The sequence below is a fragment of the Janthinobacterium amylolyticum genome (genome assembly GCF_051380655.1).
Lineage (GTDB): Bacteria > Pseudomonadota > Gammaproteobacteria > Burkholderiales > Burkholderiaceae_D > Janthinobacterium.
On record NZ_JBNYXL010000007.1, the window covers coordinates 307,545 to 326,413 of the forward strand.

The 18,869-nt window shown below is 65.7% G+C and carries 16 protein-coding genes; 13 read left to right on the forward strand and 3 right to left on the reverse strand.

All coding sequences use genetic code 11. The features are described from left to right. Nucleotides 1-31 precede the first annotated feature (31 nt). The gene (locus tag ACQ4WR_RS17075; protein ID WP_436488658.1) at nt 32-922 is read right to left on the reverse strand and encodes a LysR family transcriptional regulator; all 891 of its coding nucleotides are present in this window, start codon (nt 920-922) and stop codon (nt 32-34) included. Nucleotides 923-1,011: 89 nt separating this feature from the next. Between ACQ4WR_RS17075 and ACQ4WR_RS17080 the strand changes: the two genes are divergently transcribed. From ACQ4WR_RS17080 to ACQ4WR_RS17140, 13 genes are all read left to right on the forward strand, one after another. Next, complete coding sequence (locus ACQ4WR_RS17080; RefSeq protein ID WP_436488660.1) at nt 1,012-1,998, forward strand: aldo/keto reductase; 987 nt, start codon at nt 1,012-1,014, stop codon at nt 1,996-1,998. A 126-nt stretch (nt 1,999-2,124) separates the two neighbouring features. Continuing rightward, nucleotides 2,125-2,970, forward strand: coding sequence for a CheR family methyltransferase (locus ACQ4WR_RS17085; RefSeq protein WP_219726878.1), 846 nt, complete (start codon nt 2,125-2,127; stop codon nt 2,968-2,970). After that, the gene (locus ACQ4WR_RS17090; protein WP_436488662.1) at nt 2,963-3,616 is read left to right on the forward strand and encodes a chemotaxis protein CheB; all 654 of its coding nucleotides are present in this window, start codon (nt 2,963-2,965) and stop codon (nt 3,614-3,616) included. Before ACQ4WR_RS17085 ends, ACQ4WR_RS17090 begins: the two co-directional genes overlap by 8 nt. A gap of 106 nt (nt 3,617-3,722) precedes the next feature. Next, on the forward strand, nt 3,723-4,850 hold the full coding sequence (locus tag ACQ4WR_RS17095) for a hybrid sensor histidine kinase/response regulator (protein WP_436488664.1): 1,128 nt from the start codon (nt 3,723-3,725) through the stop codon (nt 4,848-4,850). 10 nt (nt 4,851-4,860) lie between these two features. Next, the gene (locus tag ACQ4WR_RS17100; RefSeq protein WP_436488666.1) at nt 4,861-8,220 is read left to right on the forward strand and encodes a hybrid sensor histidine kinase/response regulator; all 3,360 of its coding nucleotides are present in this window, start codon (nt 4,861-4,863) and stop codon (nt 8,218-8,220) included. 46 nt (nt 8,221-8,266) lie between these two features. Next, nucleotides 8,267-8,665, forward strand: a complete 399-nt coding sequence (locus ACQ4WR_RS17105; protein ID WP_102298151.1) for an MAPEG family protein — start codon at nt 8,267-8,269, stop codon at nt 8,663-8,665. A 115-nt stretch (nt 8,666-8,780) separates the two neighbouring features. Further along, on the forward strand, nt 8,781-10,475 hold the full coding sequence (locus ACQ4WR_RS17110; RefSeq protein WP_436488668.1) for a RecQ family ATP-dependent DNA helicase: 1,695 nt from the start codon (nt 8,781-8,783) through the stop codon (nt 10,473-10,475). A gap of 84 nt (nt 10,476-10,559) precedes the next feature. Next, the gene (locus ACQ4WR_RS17115; protein ID WP_436488670.1) at nt 10,560-11,597 is read left to right on the forward strand and encodes a ligase-associated DNA damage response exonuclease; all 1,038 of its coding nucleotides are present in this window, start codon (nt 10,560-10,562) and stop codon (nt 11,595-11,597) included. Continuing rightward, complete coding sequence (locus tag ACQ4WR_RS17120; protein WP_436488672.1) at nt 11,590-13,221, forward strand: ATP-dependent DNA ligase; 1,632 nt, start codon at nt 11,590-11,592, stop codon at nt 13,219-13,221. Before ACQ4WR_RS17115 ends, ACQ4WR_RS17120 begins: the two co-directional genes overlap by 8 nt. Nucleotides 13,222-13,231: 10 nt before the next feature. After that, the gene (locus ACQ4WR_RS17125) at nt 13,232-15,697 is read left to right on the forward strand and encodes a ligase-associated DNA damage response DEXH box helicase (protein WP_436488674.1); all 2,466 of its coding nucleotides are present in this window, start codon (nt 13,232-13,234) and stop codon (nt 15,695-15,697) included. Further along, nucleotides 15,694-16,362, forward strand: a complete 669-nt coding sequence (gene pdeM / locus ACQ4WR_RS17130; RefSeq protein ID WP_436488676.1) for a ligase-associated DNA damage response endonuclease PdeM — start codon at nt 15,694-15,696, stop codon at nt 16,360-16,362. The genes ACQ4WR_RS17125 and pdeM overlap by 4 nt, the downstream gene beginning before the upstream one ends. 198 nt (nt 16,363-16,560) lie before the next feature. Next, on the forward strand, nt 16,561-16,929 hold the full coding sequence (locus ACQ4WR_RS17135; protein ID WP_102298138.1) for a KGG domain-containing protein: 369 nt from the start codon (nt 16,561-16,563) through the stop codon (nt 16,927-16,929). A gap of 316 nt (nt 16,930-17,245) precedes the next feature. Then, nucleotides 17,246-17,515, forward strand: coding sequence for a hypothetical protein (locus tag ACQ4WR_RS17140; protein WP_436488678.1), 270 nt, complete (start codon nt 17,246-17,248; stop codon nt 17,513-17,515). A 42-nt stretch (nt 17,516-17,557) separates the two neighbouring features. On the opposite strand, the gene ACQ4WR_RS17145 is transcribed toward ACQ4WR_RS17140, so the two are convergent. Further along, the gene (locus ACQ4WR_RS17145) at nt 17,558-18,229 is read right to left on the reverse strand and encodes a DUF2239 family protein (protein WP_436488680.1); all 672 of its coding nucleotides are present in this window, start codon (nt 18,227-18,229) and stop codon (nt 17,558-17,560) included. 89 nt (nt 18,230-18,318) lie between these two features. After that, entirely contained in the window at nt 18,319-18,816 is a 498-nt protein-coding gene (locus ACQ4WR_RS17150) for a pyridoxamine 5'-phosphate oxidase family protein (RefSeq protein WP_436488682.1), read from the reverse strand. Between the last annotated feature and the right edge of the window lie 53 nt (nt 18,817-18,869).

Genomic DNA, 18,869 nt, shown 5'->3' on the forward strand with positions numbered 1-18,869 from the left:
TGCACCTTCGCTGCCGCCTTGGCTTTCCCCTTCAGCCGTGCAGTTGTTCCTGCGCCAGGCGCAGCAGCAGGGGCAGCGCCGCGTGGCCGTGTTCTGGCCGCCAGGCCAGGCCGATGCCGGCCGCCAATTCATCGCCTTCCCGCAATGGCCGGTAGACCACGCCATCGAGGCGCAGCGCGCGGAAGGAATCGGCCAGCAGGGCCATGCCCTTGCCGGCCGCCACGTCGCCGAGCAGCACGTGATGGTCGAGTGCTTCGCGCAGGAACGTGGGCGCAAAGCCATGCCGGCTGAACACTTGCTGGCAGTGGTCGAAGAAGGCGGGCTGGCGCGCGCGCTCGAACCAGTAGATGGGTTCCTGAGCGATGTCAAGCAGGCTGAGCTTGCGCTTTTTTGCCAGGCGGTGCGTGGCGGGCAGGGCCAGCATCATGGGCTGGCGCGCCAGCGGCTGCACGGCCAGGTCAAACGTGGCGCTGGGCAGGGCGAGCAGGGCCGCGTCAAGCTGGCCCTTGCGCACGGCCGCCACCAGGCGCGGCGAGGGCGCGGACGCCAGTTCCAGACGCATGGGCTGCAGCGCGTGCTCCAGCGCGGCCAGCAGGGGCCGGAAGAGGCCCGCTTCCACCGAGCTGGTCAGGCCCAGGCGCAGGCGGGCCGGGGTGCTCTCCGCCTGCAGCGAGGTTTGCGCCGCCGCCAGCAAGTCGAGAATGTGCAAGGCTTGCGGCAGCAGGGTGCGTCCCGCCGGCGTCAGGGCCACGCCCTGCGTGTCGCGCTCGAACAGGCGCGTGCCCAGCTTGTCTTCCAGCGTCCTGATGGCGCGCGACAGGGGTGGCTGGGTCATGTGCAACTGCTCCGCCGCCTGGCGGAAGTTCAGGCAGCGGGCGACGGCGCAAAACAGGGTCAAAGCGTGGGTGTCGAGTGCTCTCATACCAGAAAGGTATCACGAAATTGCACATTCCCCCGGCGGCCGGCACGGCCTAGAGTGGCTGCATCGACATCACATTGAAGGAGAGCAGCATGCAGCAACGACGCATCGGCAATAGCGGTTTGAGCAGTTCGGCACTGGGCCTGGGCTGCATGGGCATGTCGGAATTCTATGGCGCCACGGACGAGGCGCAATCGATGGCCACGCTGGAAGCGGCCCTGGCGGCGGGCGTGACCGTGTTCGACACGGCCGACGCCTACGGCTTTGGCCACAATGAACAGCTGCTGGGGCGCTTCCTCAGCAGGCATCGCGGCCAGGCCATGGTCGCCACCAAATGCGGCCTGGCGCGCGAGGCGGGCGGCTATGCGCGCCGCGTCGACAATTCCCCCGCCTACATCCGCGCGGCCTGCGTAGCGTCGCTGGTGCGCCTCGGCGTGGAAACCATCGACCTGTTTTATCTGCACCGTTTGAACCTGGAGACGCCGCTGGAAGAATCGATGGGGATGCTGGCGCAACTGCGGCAGGAGGGCAAGATCCGCGCCGTCGGCCTGTGCGAGGTGAGCGCGGCGACCCTGCGGCGCGCGGCGGCCATCTGCCCCGTGGCGGCCGTGCAAAGCGAATACTCGCTGTGGACGCGCGAGCCGGAGCAGGGCGTGCTGGCCGCCTGCCGCGAAGCAGGTGCCAGTTTCTTCGCCTACAGCCCGCTGGGCCGGGGATTCCTGACGGGCGCCATCGCCGATGCGGCCAGTTTGCAGGCCGGGGATTTCCGCCAGTTCAACCCCCGGTTTTCATCTGACAACCTGGTGCGCAACCAGGCCATCGCCGGCCTGGTCCGGCAGTTTGCGCACCGCCAGGGCTGCTCGCCGGCGCAGCTGGCGCTGGCCTGGCTGCTGGCGCAGGGCGACGACATCATCCCCATTCCCGGCACCAAACGTGTCGCCTACCTGCACGACAACCTGGGCGCGCTGCAGGTGCATCTGGATGGGGCCACGCTGGCGGCGATGGCCGCCGCCTTTCCGCTGGGCATGGCGGCGGGCGAACGCTACACGCAGGAGGGCATGAAGGGCGTGGATGCTTGAGAAAAGTGGTCCGTGTGTACGCCAGCGTACGCAACGGCGGCTTTTCCTGCGCGAAAAAATGCGACGATCTGCTAGCATTCTGGCTGGCCCCGCTGCCAGCGCAACGGGACGGGGCCGACGGACAGAATCGATGGAAGGGTGGATGGTCAATTGCTAGATGATGATATTTTCGATATCGAACTGAAGTTGCTGCTTGAGGGAATCTTGCTGCGGTATCAGCACGATTTCCGCGACTATTCGGTGGCGTCCCTGCGCCGGCGCATGCGCCAGGCTATGGAGCGCTTTGGCTGCGCCAGCCTGTCGCAATTGCAGGACCGCATCTTGCACGAGCCCACCGTGTTCGCGCAGATGCTGCAGTTTTTCACCGTGCAAGTGAGCGAGATGTTCCGTGATCCCGCATACTTCCGCGCCTTGCGCGAAAAAGTCGTGCCCATCTTGCACACCTATCCTTCCATCAAGATATGGGTGGCCGGCTGCAGCAGCGGCGAAGAAGTGTGGTCGCTGGCCATCCTGCTGGAAGAAGAGGGCTTGCTCGAACGCAGCATGATTTACGCGACGGACATCAACGTGGAAGCGCTGGCCGCCGCCGAAGCGGGGATTTATCCGATCGAGCGCATCGCCCAGTTCAGCGAAAACTACCAGCTGGCGGGCGGCAAGCGCTCGCTGTCCGACTATTACACGGCTGCCTACAAGGGCGCCATCTTTGACCGGCGCCTGCGGCGCCAGTTCGTCTTCGCCGACCACAGCCTGGCGACCGACAGTGTCTTTTCGGAGGTGCATATGGTGTCCTGCCGTAACGTCATGATTTATTTCAACAAGGACTTGCAGGACCGCGCCCTGGGCCTGTTCCACGAAGCGCTGGTAAACCGCGGTTTCCTGGGCCTGGGCATGAAGGAAAGCCTGCATTTCAGCCGCCATGCGGCCAGCTTCCGCGAGCTGTGCCCGGCCGAGAGAATTTTCCAGCGTGCCTGATTCCATGGCTCCCGGCCTGTTGCCCGGCACACCGCCCGCGCTGCCCGTCACGGAGGTGGCGCCGCCGCCCGCCGGCCTGCGCCTGATCGCCATTGGCGCTTCCGCCGGCGGCGTCGAGGCGCTGGGCATTTTGCTGCGCGCCTTGCCCGCCACCTGCCGCGCGGCCGTGGTGGTGGTGCTGCACCTGGCGCCGGGACGCTCCAGCCAGTTGCCGCAGCTGTATGCGGAGCGCTGCCTGCTGCCCTTGCGCGAAGCGCAGGACAAGGAACCGTTGCAGGGCGGTACCGTGTACTTCGCGCCGCCCGACTATCACCTGCAGATCGAACCCGATGCCAGCTTTTCCCTGTCGCAGGAAGCGCCCGTGTATTTTTCGCGCCCGTCGATCGATGTGCTGCTGGAAACGGCGGCCCTGGCCTACCGGCGCGCCATGCTGGCCATCATCCTGACGGGCGCGTCGGCCGATGGCGCGGCAGGCCTGGCGCGCGTGCGGCAGCTGGGCGGCAGCGCCTGGGTGCAGCAGCCGCAGGGCGCCAGTTGTGGCATCATGCCGGCCGCTGCCCTGCGTCGGGCCGGCGCCGACCGCGTGCTGGACTTGCCGTGCATGGCTGCCAGCCTGGCCTTGCTCGATGGCGGACAGGACAAGTGAATGGAGAGCTGACAGTGCGTGTAATATATGCAAAGACTGAAACAATAATAATTACTATACAGAAACACGATGGCATTTTGCCGTTGCAATGCCTGAAGATGACTCCGTGACCGCACCTATCCATATTCTCGTCGTTGACGACATCGCGCAAAACCTGGTCGCCGCCGAAGCCGTGCTGGCGCGTCCCGAAATTGTCATCCTCAAGGCGTCCTCGGGCGCCGAAGCGCTGGAGCTGCTGCTGACGCATGACGTCGCACTGGCCCTGATCGACGTGCAAATGCCGCAGATGGACGGTTTCGAGCTGGCCGAGCTGATACGCGGCAGCGAACGCACGCGCAGCATTCCCCTGATTTTCCTCACGGCCGCGTCGCGCGAACCGAGCTACAGTTTCCGTGGCTACGAGGCCGGCGCCGTCGACTTCCTGTACAAGCCCATCGACGTGAAAGCCCTGCAAAGCAAGGTGGCCGTGCTGGTGCAGCTGTACCGGCAGAAGCGCGAATTGTCGGCCCAGCTCGATGAACTCAAGCATGCGCTGCACCTCAACGAATTGTTTACGGCCGTGCTGGGCCACGACTTGCGCACGCCGCTGTCGGTGGTGATGAATGGCGCCATGCTGTTGCCGATGATGAGCGACCACCCGAAGGTGATCGTCACGGCGCAGCGCATCGAAAGCAGCGCCAAGCGCATGGCGCGCATGGTCGACCAGCTGCTGGACCTGGCGCGCATCCGCTCGGGCACGATGGAATTGCGCAGCAGCATGCACGACTACCTGGCGCTGGCGCGCGCCATCGTCGATGAGTTCGAGACGGCGGGCCAGGCCACGCCTGTCGAGGTCAGCAGCGTGGGCGAGTTGCACGGCCAGTGCGACGCGGGCTTGCTGTCGCAAGTCATTTCCAATCTGCTGTCGAATGCCATCACGCATGGCGAACCAGGTGCGCCCGTGCAACTGGCGCTCGATGGCCGTTCGGCCGACTGCATCGAGTTGCGCGTCGTCAATCGCGGCCTCATTCCCTCCGCCTTGCTGCCGACCCTGTTCGAACCGTTCCAGCAGGCGGGCGAGAAGCGCAAGACGGGCCAGGGCCTGGGGCTGGGCTTGTACACGGTGAATATGTTCGTCAAGGCCCACGGCGGTACGGTCGAGCTTACTTCCACGCAAACGCAGGGCACGGTGGCGACGGTGCGCATTCCGCGCCAGTGCCAGGTGTGCGTGCAAGCCGATGCGGTGGCAACATGAGGGCCGCCACATGAGCGCTTCTGCCTGGCCGCGCGGCGGCGGCATCATGGGCGAACTGGTGCGCCAGCGCGACTGGTCGGCCAGCAGCCTTGGCGCGCTCGAGGACTGGCCCGCCAGCTTGCGCACCAGCGTCGATATCGTGCTCAACTCGCCGATGGCGATGGTGCTGATGTGGGGGCCGCAGCACGTCATGATCTATAACGACGACTACATCAAGGTGGCTGGCGAACGCCATCCGGCGGCGCTGGGCGGCACGGTGCCGGAAATCTGGCCCGAAATCTGGGACTGGAATGCGCGCATCCTGGAAGTCGGCCTGCGCGGCGAGACGCAGGTGCACCGCGAATGCTGTTTGCCGCTGTTGCGCGATGGCACGCCGACCGATGTCTGTTTCGACCTGTTTTATACGCCCGTGCATGGCGAGGATGGCCAGGTCCATGGCGTGCTGTGCACGGCGGTCGAACTGACGGCGCGCATGGAAGAGGGACGCCAGCTGAAGCTGGCCACGGCCGCCCTGGGCGACCTGAATGCCAGCTTGCTGGCAGAGAGCGCCGCCGTGCGCGCGGCCAACCGGCGCCTCGGCGAAGAGCGTGCGCTGCTGCGCGCCCTGTTCCAGCAGGCGCCCAGCTTCATGGCCATGCTGCGCGGGCCGCAGCATGTGTTCGAGCTGGCGAATGAACATTATCTGCGCCTGGTGGGCCGTTCCGAGACGGACATGCTGGGCAAGACGGTCGAGGTGGCCTTGCCTGAAGTCAAGGCGCAAGGCTTCATCGATCTGCTCGACCAGGTGTACCGCACGGGCGTGCCGTACGAGGGCCGCCAGGTGAAGGTCGACCTGCAGACGGCGGGCGGGCAGACGGGCCAGCGGCATATCGACTTCGTGTACCAGCCCATCAAGGACGACGATGGCGCCGTCAGCGGCATCCTTGTCGAAGGCATCGACGTCACCGAGCGCATGGAAGGCGAAGAGCGCGTGCGCCTGGCCCAGCAGGCGGGCGGCATCGGTACCTTTGAATGGTTCCCGGAGACGGGCGCGATGGTGGTGTCGCCCACCTTCCGCCGCCAGTGGGGCATCGCCGATGGCGAGGAAATCACGCAGCAGCAGCTGGTGGGCCTGGTCGATGCGCGCGACCAGCAGAAGGTCGGCCCCAGCAAGCTGGCGCTGGGACAGAACCCCCTCGAGTATGTGGAATACCGCGTGCGCCGTCCCGTCGATGGCGAGGTGCGCTGGATCGCGCGCCAGGGCGAGGTGCTCGATGGCCGGGTGCCGGGACAGCGCCGCTATGTGGGCGTGTCGTTCGACGTCACGGAACGGCGCCAGATCGAGGAAGAACTGATGGCCAGCCAGGAACGCATGGCGGCCATCTTTGGCCAGGCTTCGGTCGGCTTGTCGGAACTGGGTCTCGATGGCCGTTTCCAGCGCGTCAACGGCGCCCTGTGCCGCATGCTGGGGCGTTCCGCCGAGGAATTGCTCAGCCTAAACATGAACGACATCATGCATCCTGATGATGTGCCGGGCAATACCGTGCTGTTCCAGCGCCTGGTGGAAACGGGCGAGTCGTTTTCGCTGGAAAAACGCTACCTGAAGCCCGACGGCACGCAAGTGTGGGTGTCGAGCAGCGTCAGCCGGCTGGTGGACGAGCAGGGACACACGCGTTCCCTGATCGCCGTCAAGACGGACATCACGGACCGGCGCCGCGTGGAAAAAGCGCTGCACGAATTGAACGAAACCCTGGAACACCGGGTCGAACAGGAAGTAAGCGAGCGCACCAAGGCGGAAGACGCCTTGCGCCAGGCGCAAAAGATGGAAGCCGTGGGCCAGTTGACGGGCGGTATCGCGCACGATTTCAATAATGTGCTGCAAATTATTTCCGGCAATTTGCATTTGCTGCAGCACCTGGCCGGTACGGATGGCCTCATGCGCCAGCGCCTGGACACGGCGATTGCCGCCGTCGAGCGCGGTGCCAAGCTGTCGTCGCATTTGCTGGCGTTTGCCCGGCGCCAGCCCTTGAAGCCGGTGGTGGCCGACTTGACGCGCGTGGTGCGCAACATGGATGCGCTGTTGCGGCGCGCTTTGGGCGAAGCCATCGATATCGTGCTCGTCGGTGGCGGCGGACTGTGGAACACCCTGGTCGACCGCAGCCAGATCGAGAACGTCATCCTCAACCTGGCCATCAATGCGCGCGACGCCATGGATGGCGCGGGCAAGCTGACCATCGAACTGGGCAACGTCGTGCTCGATGAACAGTATGTGCACAACCTGGTCGACGTGCCGGCCGGCCAGTACGTGATGCTGTCCGTGACGGACACCGGCCACGGCATGAGCGGCCCGGTGCTGCAGCGGGCCTTCGAGCCTTTCTTTACCACCAAGCCGGAAGGGGCGGGCACGGGCCTGGGCCTGTCGATGGCATATGGTTTCGTCACGCAAAGCCGCGGCCATATTCGCATCTACAGTGAACCGGGCGTCGGCACGGGAGTCAAAATCTATTTGCCCCGCTCCCTGATGGCCGAAGCGGACGAAGAGGTGGAATTGAGCGGCGTCGTCACGGGCGGCACGGAAACCGTGCTGGTGGTGGAAGACGATGTGGGCGTACGCACCACGGTGGTCGACATGCTGGGGGCGCTCGGCTATACGGTGCTCAAGGCCGAGGATGGCGAAAGCGCGCTGGCCGTGCTGCACAGCGGTGCGCAGATCGATTTGCTGTTTACGGACGTGATCATGCCCGGTCCCGTCAGCAGCACGGAAATGGCGCGCCAGGCACGCGAGCTGCAGCCCGATATCGCCGTGCTGTTTACCTCGGGCTATGCGCAGGATGTCATCGTGCATGAAGGGCGGCTGGATGCGGGCGTGGAATTGCTCAGCAAACCGTACCGGCGCGAAGAGCTGGCGCGCAAGCTGCGCCATGTGCTGGCCAACCGCCAGCAGCAATTGCGCGCGCGCCAGTTCGAGGCGGCCAGTGCGCTCGGTGGCGGCACGCCAGGGCTGGACTTGACGGGCCATGCACCGGAACCGCAGGGGGACATGCCGACATCCATGAAAATACTCGTGGTGGAAGACAACCTCGATTCGCAGCTGATGGTGTGCGAGCTGGTGGGCATGCTCGGGCACACGGTGAGCGGCGTGTCCGATGGCGAATCCGCGTGGCAATTGCTAAGCGAGCAAGACTTCGATATCCTGTTTACGGATGTGAGCCTGCCTGGCATGTCCGGCATCGCGCTGGCGCGCATGGTGTTGCGCGACAAACCGGGCATGCGCATCATCTTTTCCACCGGCTATGGCAAGGAATCGATGGATGAACTGGGCTTTTCCGCCAGTGTCTTGCGCAAACCGTATGACTTGCTGGAGCTGCAAGCGGCACTCGACCAATCCTGACGGCAAGCGCAGTCACGGCTTGCCTGTCCCACACAGAGGCAAACTCATGACTCCTGAACTGACCATGCTAGGCTGCACCCTGGTGCTGGCGCTGGTGCAAATCCTGCTGCCGGCCCTGTTCCGCACGCGCGAAACGGGCACGGCCTACAATGTGAGCGCGCGCGACGGCGATGGCCCGCCCGTGGGCAAGATCACGGGCCGCTTGCAGCGGGCCCAGGCCAACCTGTTTGAAACCCTGCCCCTGTTCGCTGCGGCCGTGCTGATCGCCCACGTCACGGCGCAGGAAAGCGCGCTGACCCTGTACGGCGCCGCCCTGTACCTGGCCGCGCGCGTGCTCTACCTGCCCCTGTACGCATTTGGCGTGCCCGTCGTGCGCACGCTGGTCTGGTGCGTGTCGATTGCCGGCCTGCTGATGATATTCTGGGCCATCCTCCTGCCTTCCTGAAGTCCTACGCGGGCTGTAGCAGCCGTCCTATGGCGGCGCGCCAGGCCCGGCCGTAAAGTAGCTGCATCCTGGCGCAAGGGCGCCGGCATGCAGTATTACTTTCGGGACAGCCAAGATGAACGATGCAGCGCAGCCATCCGATAAACTGAGCCAGTCCGGCAGGCAAGTCCGGCGCCTGCTGCGTTCGGTATTTGGCGTCACGCGCTTGCGCGCGGGCCAGCAGGAAGTCATCGACAGCGTGCTGGCCGGGCGCGACACCCTGGCCGTCATGCCCACCGGCAGCGGCAAGTCGCTGTGCTACCAGCTGCCCGCCGCGCTGTTGCCCGGCGCCACCCTGGTGATATCGCCGCTGATTTCACTGATGAAAGACCAGCTGGAAAAGCTGCACGCGCTGGGCATCACGGCCGTGCAACTGAACAGCAGCCTGTCGCGCGCCGAGGAAGACGAGGCCCTGGCCAGCATCGCGCGCGGTGGAAAAATCATCATTTTTTGCACGCCGGAAAGGCTGGCGATGCCGGAGTTCCTGGCGCTGCTGTCCCAGGCGCCGCCCGTGCTGGCCGTCATCGATGAAGCCCATTGCATCTCGCAGTGGGGCCATGATTTCCGTCCCGCCTACCTGGAAATCGCCGCCGCCCTGCGCGCGCTGGGGCGCCCGCCCGTGCTGGCCTTGACGGCCACCGCCACCGAGGAAGTGACGGCCGACATCCGCGCCCAGCTCGACGCGACAAAGTTGCATGTGGTTAATACGGGGATCTACCGCGCCAATTTGCGCTACCGCGTGATCCAGGTCACCAATGCAGGCGAGCAACAGGATGAAGTCCTGCGCCTGCTGCGCGAAACGCCGGGCGTGGGCATCGTCTACGCGGCCACCGTCAAGGCCGTCACGGCATTGACCGAGCGGCTGGAAGCGCTGGGCGAAAGTGTCACTTGCTACCACGGCAAGCTGGCGGCGCGCGAGCGCCAGCACAACCAGGAACTGTTCATGGGCGGCGAGCGCCGCGTGATGGTGGCCACCAACGCCTTCGGCATGGGCATCGACAAGCCCGACACGCGTTTCGTGATCCATCTGCAGGTGCCGGCCAACCTGGAAGCGTACTACCAGGAATCGGGCCGTGCCGGGCGCGACGGCTTGCCGGCCGACTGCACCTTGCTGTACTTCCAGGAAGACAAGCGGGTGCAGCAGTTCTTTCTCGCCAAGCACTATCCCACGGCCGAGGAACTGGCCGCCATCGTTGCCGCCGCACAGGCGCTGCCGGCCACTTTCCGCGCCGATGCGCTACTGGCGGCCTTGCCCGAGTTTTCCGACGGGCATTTGAAAGTGTGCCTGAAGCTATTGAAGGACGGCAAGCTGCTGCGCCAGGACCGCAAGCTGGGCTACAGCCTGAAGCCCGCATCGGCCATATCGCCCGCGTATGCGCAGCTGGCGCAGATCTATGTCGACAAGCAGGAGCGCGACAAGCAGGCGCTGGAGCAAATGGTGGCGTACGCGCAAAGTGGTCTGTGCCGCTGGAAACTGCTGCTCGATTATTTTGGCGATGCCAGTGATTTCGAGCGTTGCTGCACTTGCGACAATTGCCTGTCGCCGCCGGCGCTGGCCATGCCCATGGCCCTGGATGATGTGCCCCTGCCGCAGCTGCCGGCCGAGCCGCCCGTCGTGCCGCCCGCTGCGCAGATCGCCGTCGGCAGCCGCGTGCGCGTGCCCCGCTACCAGATCGGCACCGTGCTGTCCGTGGCGGGCGACCAGGTGACGATTGCCTTTCCCGAAAACACCACGCGGGTCTTCATGGCGGAGTTCGTCGCCCCCGCCTAATGTCCCAATGTGCGCTTTCGAACAGTGATTTGACGCAAGAACGCTAGAATCAGCCCATCCAAGGCGGCTTTAACGGAGCGGGGCATGGCGGACATGGTGGTGGTGCGCAAGGAAGGGCTGTATTGTGTGCCGGGTCAGTTTTACATCGACCCGTGGCGCCCGGTCGAGCGCGCCATCATCACGCATGCGCACGCCGACCACGCGCGCGTGGGACACCGGCATTATTTGTGCGCCGCCAGCGGCGTGCAAGTGCTGCGCGCGCGGCTCGGTCCCGTCTCCATCCAGGGCCTCGCCTATGGCGAATGCATAGACCACCACGGCGTGCGCGTGTCCCTGCATCCGGCCGGTCACGTGCTGGGCTCGGCCCAGGTGCGCATGGAAGTCGGCGGCGAAGTGTGGGTGGCGTCCGGCGACTACAAGCTGCAGCCCGACCCCACCTGCGTGCCGTTCGAGCCCGTGCGCTGCCATACCTTCATCACGGAATCGACGTTCGGCCTGCCCATTTACCGCTGGCAGGCGCCGCAGGAAATCAATGACGAGATCAACCAATGGTGGCGCAGGAATGCGGCCGAGGGGCGTACCAGCGTGCTGTTCTGCTATGCCTTCGGCAAGGCGCAGCGCATCCTGGCCGGCCTCGACCCTGCCATCGGCCCCATCATTTGCCATGGCGCGGCGCAGGCCTTGACGCAGGTCTACCGCGAGTCCGGCGTGGCCTTGCCCGCCACCGTCATGGTGGGCGACGTGACGGACAAGGCGGCCCTGAAGACGGCCATGGTGATCGCGCCGCCGTCGGCAGCCGGCTCGCCCTGGATGAAGCGCTTCGGCGACTACAGCGATGCGTTCGCCAGCGGCTGGATGCTGCTGCGCGGCGCGCGCCGGCGGCGCGGCGTGGACCGGGGGTTCGTGCTGTCCGACCATGCCGACTGGCCCGGCCTGATGCAAGCCATCACTGCCACGCAGGCCGAACGGATCATCGTCACGCACGGATCGATTCCCGTGATGGTGCGCTGGCTGCGGCAGAACGGCTGGCAGGCGGGCGGCTTCGAGACGGAATATGGCGACGACGAGGCCGAAGACGGTGCGCCCGGCGCATCTGTACCGGAGGAAGCGCCCCATGCGTGAATTTGCCCGGCTGTACGCGGAACTCGACGAGACCACCTCCACCAGCCGCAAGCTGGCGGCGCTGCAAGCGTATTTCCGCCGCGCCGCGCCGCACGATGCGGCCTGGGCCGTGTATTTCCTGGCGGGCGGCAAGCCGCGCCAGGCCGTGCCTACCAAATTGCTGCGCGAACTGGCGACCGAACGCGCGGGCCTCGATGCCTGGCTGTTCGACGAGGCCTATCACGCCGTCGGCGACCTGGCGGAAACCATCGCCCTGATCCTGCCCGCGCCCGCCAGGCGCAGCGACATCGGCCTGGCCGAGTGGATCGAGCAGCGCATCGCCCCCCTGCGCGGCGCGGCGCCCGAGACCATCCGCGCCAGCTTGCTGGCGTACTGGGACGAGCTGGAAACGCGCGAACTCTTCCTGCTCATCAAACTGATCGGCGGCGGCTTTCGCGTGGGCGTGTCGAAACTGCTGGTGACGCGCGCGCTGGCCTGCATCGCCGCCATCGACAGCAAGCTGGTGGCGCAGCGCCTGATGGGCTGGACCGATGGCAAGGTCAGCCCCACGGGCGCGGGTTTTCTAAAGCTCATCGGTGCGGAGTCGGACGGCGAACACGCGTTGCGCGGCGGCCAGCCTTACCCCTTTTTCCTGGCGCACCCCTTGTCGGCGGTGCCGGAAACCCTGGGCGACATCGGTGCCTGGCTGGTCGAGTGGAAATATGACGGCATGCGTGCCCAGCTGCTGCGGCGCGACGGCGCCAGCTGGCTGTGGTCGCGCGGCGAAGAGCTGATCACGGAGCGCTTTCCCGAGCTGGCGCAGTTGCCCTTGCCGGAAGGTATCGTGCTCGATGGCGAAATCCTCATCTGGCAGCCCGGTGACGTGCCCTCGGCTTTTGCCGACCTGCAAAAGCGCATGGGCCGCAAGACGCTCTCGTCAAAGCTGCTGGCCGAGCTGCCTGCCGTGCTGGTGGCCTACGATATTCTGGAAATGGATGGCGTGGATATCCGCCACTTGCCGCAGGCCGAGCGGCGCGCGCTGCTCGAAAGCGTGGTGGCGCAAGTGGCTGCGCCGGCGCTGCGCCTGTCGCCACGCATCGACGCGCCAAGCTGGGACGCGCTGGCGGCCATCCGCGCGGAATCGCGCGCGCGCGGCGTGGAGGGCATGATGCTCAAGGCCATGTCTGCCGCCTACGGCGTGGGCCGTACCAAGGACGTGGGTACCTGGTGGAAATGGAAGATCGATCCGTATTCCGTCGATGCCGTGCTGATCTATGCCCAGGCGGGCCACGGCCGGCGCGCCTCGCTGTACACGGACTATACCTTCGCCGTCTGGGACGATGGAGGGGAGGGGGAACGCAAGCTGGTGCCCTTCGCCAAGGCGTATTCGGGCTTGACGGATGTGGAAATCGGCCAAGTCGATGCCGCCATCCGCAAGACCACCATAGAAAAATTCGGTCCCGTGCGCAGCGTCAGGCCGAGCATGGTGTTCGAGATCGGCTTCGAAGGCATCGCCGCCTCCAGCCGCCACAAGGCAGGCATCGCCGTGCGCTTTCCGCGCATCCTGCGCCGGCGCGAAGACAAGGCCGTCGGCGACGCCGACACCCTGGCCACCTTGCAAGCCATGCTGGCCGGTGCCGCATGAAAGACGGCCGATGAGCAAAAGCACGCTGGCGCAGCGCATCGACGCCTGGTTCCTCGCACGGGCCTGGAAGGTGTTTCCATTTCAGCGCGGCGTCTGGCGCGCCGCCGCGCAAGGCCAGTCCGGCCTGCTGCATGCGAGCACGGGATCAGGTAAAACCTATGCCGTGTGGTTCGGCGCCTTGCTGCGCGCGGAGCGGCAGAAAAGCAAGGCACGCAAGCTGGGTCTGCGCGTGCTGTGGATCACGCCCATGCGCGCGCTGGCGGCCGATACGGTGCGCGCGCTGCAAGCGTCTGGCGCGGACCTGGCGCCCGGCTGGCGCATCGAAGCGCGCACGGGCGACACCAGCGCGGCGCAGCGGGCGCGGCAGGCGAAGGCCTGGCCCGAGGTGCTGGTGACCACGCCGGAAAGCCTGTCGTTGATGCTCAGCCAGGCGGACGCGCATGAACGCTTCAGCTTGCTGGAGACGGTGATCGTCGACGAGTGGCACGAATTGATGGGCAGCAAGCGCGGCGTGCAGGTGCAGCTGGCGCTGGCCCGCTTGCGCCGCTGGAACGACGGCGTGATGACGTGGGGCCTGTCGGCCACCCTGGGCAATCTGCGCCAGGCCCAGGACGTGCTGCTGGGCGAGGGCAACGCTGGCGTGCTGGTCGAAGGCAAGGTCAAAAAGCGCATCCTCGTCGACAGCCTGATCCCCGTCAATCCCACGCGCTTTCCCTGGGGCGGCCATTTGGGCATCCAGATGCTGCAGCCCTTGATCGCCGAGATCGAGGGCAGCGCCACCACCCTGGTATTTACCAATACGCGCTCGCAGGCGGAGCTGTGGTACCAGCATTTGCTCGATGCGCGGCCCGACTGGGCGGGGTTGATTGCCCTGCACCACGGCTCGCTCGACCGCGAAGTGCGCGAGTGGGTCGAGCAGCACCTCAAGACTGGCGAACTGAAAGCCGTCGTGTGCACGTCCAGCCTGGACCTGGGCGTGGATTTTTTGCCTGTCGAACGGGTGCTGCAGGTGGGCAGCGCGAAAGGCATCGCGCGCCTGGTGCAGCGGGCCGGGCGCAGCGGCCATGCGCCGGGACGCATTTCGCGCGTGACCCTGGTGCCCACCAACAGCCTGGAATTGCTGGAAGCGGCCGGCGCCCGCGCGGCCCTGGCGCAAGGCCACCTGGAGGCGCGCCCCGTGCCAGACAAGCCGCTTGACGTGCTGGTGCAGCACCTGGTGACGATCGCGCTGGGCGGCGGTTTCCGGTCGCCGGACCTGTATGCGGAAGTGCGCATGGCGTGGTCGTACCGCCAGCTGACACTGGACGAGTGGCAATGGGCGCTCGATTTCGTCGCGCGCGGCGGGCAGAGCCTGACCGTGTATCCGGAATACCGCAGAGTGCTGCCCGCTGACGATGGCGTGTACCGCGTGCCGGACGCGGCCCTGGCGCGGCGCCACCGCATGAGCATTGGCACCATCGTCTCGGAAGCGGCGATCCAGGTCAAGTTCATGGGGGGCGCGCGCATCGGCAGCATCGAGGAATCGTTCATCGCGCGCCTGAAGCAGGGCGACCATTTCCTGTTTGGCGGACGCATTCTCGAGTTCGTGCGCGTGCACGAGATGACGGCATATGTGCGGCGCGCAACAGGCAGCCGTGGCGCCGTGCCGCGCTGGCAGGGCGGCAAGATGCCCCTGTCGTCGGAACTGGCGCATGCCGTGCTGGACCAGCTGCAGCTGGCACAGGAAGGCCAGGCCAGCGGCCCCGAGATGCGCGCGCTGGCACCCCTGCTGGCCATCCAGGCGCGCTGGTCCGCCTTGCCCACCCGCACGACCCTGCTGGTGGAAACGCTATCCAGCCGGGAAGGACGGCACCTGTTCGTGTATCCGTTCGCCGGCAGGTCGGTGCACCTGGGCCTGGCGTCCCTGCTGGCCTACCGCATCGCCCGCGTGCAGCCGGCCACCTTGTCCATCGCCGTCAACGACTACGGCTTTGAATTGCTGGGCGCCGGCGAGCTTGACTATGCACCGCTGTTTGCCGCCGCCACGGGCGCGGGGCTGGACCTGTTCAGCACGGAGAATTTACTGGAAGACGTGCTGGCCAGCCTGAACGCGACGGAACTGTCGCAGCGGCGTTTCCGTGAAATCGCCCGCATCGCCGGCCTCGTGTTCCAGGGCTATCCGGGCCAGCCGAAAAGCGCGCGCCAGCTGCAGGCGTCGTCCTCGCTGTTTTTCGAAGTCTTCCGCAAGCACGATGCGGCCAACTTGCTGCTGAGCCAGGCGCAGCGCGAGGTGCTGGAGCAGGAGCTGGAACTGACGCGCCTGCGCGACACCTTGCGCGAGCTGCAGGGGCGCGGTATTTCCCTGCAGCCATTGGAACGGACTTCGCCATTTGCCTTCGGCCTGATGGTCGAGCGCTTCCGCGAACAGCTGACGACGGAAAAACTGTCGGACCGGGTGGCGCGCCTGGTGAGCGCGCTGGAAAAGGCGGCCGCATGAGCGAAGGGCGCCAGGCATATTGCGAGGTGGAACTGGCCGGCGAGCGGCTGTGGCTGCTGGCGGACAAGGCCGTGTATTGGCCGGCGCGCAAGATGCTCATCATCGCCGACATCCATTTCGGCAAGGCGGCGGCTTTTCGCGCGCTGGGCGTGCCCGTGCCGCGCGGCACGACCACGCAAAACCTGCTGGCGCTCGATGCCTTGCTGGCCACGTATGCCTGCGATGAAATCATCTTTCTCGGCGACTTCCTGCACGCGCGCGCCGCACATGCGGCCGCCACCGTGGCGGCCATGCTGGCCTGGCGCGCGCGCCACCCGCACCTGCTGCTGACGGTGGTGCGCGGCAACCACGATACGCACGCTGGCGATCCGGCGGCGGCGCTGGACATGCGCATGGCCGACGAGCCGCATCAGGTAGGCACGCTGGCGTTCTGCCATCATCCGGACACGCCCGCTGCCGGCTATGTGCTGGCCGGCCACGTGCATCCCGTCTTCCACCTGCGTGCCGCCAGGGGCGGCCTGCGCCTGCCGTGTTTCCTGCTGGGACCAGAGCGTGCCATCCTGCCATCGTTTGGCGCATTCACGGGCGGCCATGCTGTGCAGCCGGCCGTCGATGAGCGCGTGTATGTGACGGCGGACGCGGCGATTTTCGCCATCCCCCGCTAACTGCCGAGTGTCTGGTACTTTTGGTATCAAGTAATTTATAACCGTGCCACCACGGGCGGGACTCATCCTACATCAGGGCTTGCCATCCTCCTATTTCTCCTAGCCCATGCACGCACTAAGATGACGACTCCCCTGCCATGCGCGGGGAAGAAAGCATGGTTTGCACTGTTTCTGATTCTATCGATCAAGGAGATCATCATGGCCACATCGAGCGACAACAAACAGCAAGGTAGTAAAACCAGTAGCGCCAGCAGCAGCGGCGGCAACAAGCAAAGCGATACCAGCAAGCGCGGTTTCGCTTCCATGGATCCGGCACAGCAGCGTGAAATCGCCAGCGAAGGGGGGCGTGCGGCGCACGAAAAAGGCACGGCCCATGAATTCACGTCCGAAGAAGCGCGCCGCGCAGGCAGCCAAAGCCACAAGAACGACGGCAACCGGCAAAGCGCCGCCAGTTCCGGCGGTACACGCGACAATGCCAGCATGAACCAGGATGGCGGCCGCGACAGTGGCAACAAGCAAAGCGGCGGTTCCGGTTCCGGCTCCGGTACGGGGTCGCGCAACAAGTAGTGCAGGTACTTGAAGGGTAGCGGGTAGCAAAGGCCATGGCTGGCGGGGCAGGTGCGCCGCTGGCCATGGCCAGATGTCCGCAGTGGCCGCAAAATTTTGATGCAATGCAGCAGCCATGGACTATGATGAAATGGCCGGGCGGGCGTTCAGCTTGCAGCCTGCCTCGGTGCAACTGCCACGCAAGCCGCGGGCAACCAGTACGCAACTTGCACGCAACCAGCACGCAACTTGCATGTAATTTGCACGCAATCTGTACCAGGCGGCACGCCACCGGCGTGCATGCCATACGCATAGTCACTCAACAATCAGGGAGAAGATGATGGGCAACTCCACCACGCCACTGCCAGGCAATAGCCAGGGCGGCGCGCCATCGACGGCGGGCAGCAAACAGAGCACGGCCGAGTCGGCCGAGAGCTTCGTGCTGGTCGATAGCGAGCAAGGGCTCGATATCGGCGATGATCTGTTTTCCATCGGCGAAGTGCGGCGTGCAGACCGCTTGCCGCATCATCAGCACGGTGGCGCCGCCGGCCAGAACCGGCAGAGCGCCGACGATGCGCCCGACACCACGGGCAGCACGGGCGTCTGACGGCCTGGCGCCGTGTAGCTGACGGCTGCTTGCGAGGCAGGGCTACGCTGATTCCTGCTCGCTGCCGCGCCATCCCTGTTCAGCCAGCTGCAAGACGTGGGTCCGCACGTCGGCTGGCCATTCTTCCACGCATGCCAGAAAGGCCGCTTGCCGCCCGGCGAACAGGGCGCGGCAGGCTTCCTCGAAACCTGCTTCATCGCCAGCCAGCGCGCGCATGAATTTGTATGCCGCTTCGCGCGCCTGACGCTGTGCGTCCGCCGCCTTGTTGTCGCGCTGCGCGTGCTCCACCAGCTTGCGCAAGGCCACGGAAGCGCCGCCCGGCTGCGTGGCCAGCCACTCCCAGTGCCGCGGCAGCAAGGTGATTTCACGCGCCACCACGCCCAGCTTCGGCCGACCCGCCGTACGGGCCGTTGGCGGTGCGGCAACGGCTGGTGCAGCCACTGGCGCGGTAGCCGATACCGCCTCCGCTTGCGCCGCCATGGCTGGCGCCGCGCGTGGCCGGGGCAGGCGCTGCAGCACGTCTGCCAGGCTGCCGTGCAGGTTCAGGTCCACCTGGCTGCCGGTGGCGTCGTCGAAAATCAGGATTTGTGCGTCGGGATCGCGCGTGACCAGCGCTTTCAGCGTGTGTGCAAGCGCGTGCAAGGTGCCGGCCGCCACCTTCTGTTGGCCGGCGAAGGCCGTGAGCTGCGCTGCTGCGGGGGTATCGGTGTGCATGCGTGCCTCCATGGGAATGCAGGCAATTTTACCCGGGTAAAATGGAAAGTCAACAAACAAAGATACCCGGATAAAGTCATCCGCCCCTGCTACAGGTCGACCCGGCCGTGCTCGCCCACATCCTTCGGTGGCTCGCCCGTGATGGCGGCCTTGGCCATTTCATAGAATTGCATCATCTTGCTGGTGCCGCTGTCCCAGTATTCGGCGGACTGGATGGTGACCTTGATCAGCGACAGCTTCGGATCGTCGAGTCCGCCCGGGAACCAGGCTTTCACCAGCGGGTTCCACAGTTCTTCCGCCTTGGCGCGGTCTTTCAGCAACTGCGCGTGGCCGCAGACCGAGACATACAGGCTGTCGCCCGTATCGACAAAGCTGACATTGACTTGCGGATTGTTCGGCAGATCGCGCGTGTAGGCGGCGTCGTCCGAGACAAAGAACCAGATCTGCCCTTCGTTGTCCACCTGCTGCTGCGTCAGTGGCCGGCTGGTCAGGGTGCGCATGTCGTCGCTGGTGGTGAGCATGCCAAATTTCACGCTCTTGATCTTGGCGGCGATGCCGGCCAGTTGTTCGCTGGAATACTGTTGCATGGTGTGCTCCCTTGGTGATTGTCCTGAACAACAGCATAGGCGGTCGCCGATAG

Coding starts and splice junctions, on each gene's coding strand:
- ACQ4WR_RS17075 (WP_436488658.1), bottom strand. CDS start 922: ATGAGAGCACTCGACACCCACGCTTTGACCCTGTTTTGCGCCGTCGCC.
- ACQ4WR_RS17080 (WP_436488660.1), top strand. CDS start 1,012: ATGCAGCAACGACGCATCGGCAATAGCGGTTTGAGCAGTTCGGCACTG.
- ACQ4WR_RS17100 (WP_436488666.1), top strand. CDS start 4,861: ATGAGCGCTTCTGCCTGGCCGCGCGGCGGCGGCATCATGGGCGAACTG.
- ACQ4WR_RS17105 (WP_102298151.1), top strand. CDS start 8,267: ATGACTCCTGAACTGACCATGCTAGGCTGCACCCTGGTGCTGGCGCTG.
- ACQ4WR_RS17110 (WP_436488668.1), top strand. CDS start 8,781: ATGAACGATGCAGCGCAGCCATCCGATAAACTGAGCCAGTCCGGCAGG.
- ACQ4WR_RS17115 (WP_436488670.1), top strand. CDS start 10,560: ATGGCGGACATGGTGGTGGTGCGCAAGGAAGGGCTGTATTGTGTGCCG.
- ACQ4WR_RS17120 (WP_436488672.1), top strand. CDS start 11,590: ATGCGTGAATTTGCCCGGCTGTACGCGGAACTCGACGAGACCACCTCC.
- ACQ4WR_RS17125 (WP_436488674.1), top strand. CDS start 13,232: ATGAGCAAAAGCACGCTGGCGCAGCGCATCGACGCCTGGTTCCTCGCA.
- pdeM (WP_436488676.1), top strand. CDS start 15,694: ATGAGCGAAGGGCGCCAGGCATATTGCGAGGTGGAACTGGCCGGCGAG.
- ACQ4WR_RS17135 (WP_102298138.1), top strand. CDS start 16,561: ATGGCCACATCGAGCGACAACAAACAGCAAGGTAGTAAAACCAGTAGC.
- ACQ4WR_RS17140 (WP_436488678.1), top strand. CDS start 17,246: ATGATGGGCAACTCCACCACGCCACTGCCAGGCAATAGCCAGGGCGGC.
- ACQ4WR_RS17145 (WP_436488680.1), bottom strand. CDS start 18,229: ATGCACACCGATACCCCCGCAGCAGCGCAGCTCACGGCCTTCGCCGGC.
- ACQ4WR_RS17150 (WP_436488682.1), bottom strand. CDS start 18,816: ATGCAACAGTATTCCAGCGAACAACTGGCCGGCATCGCCGCCAAGATC.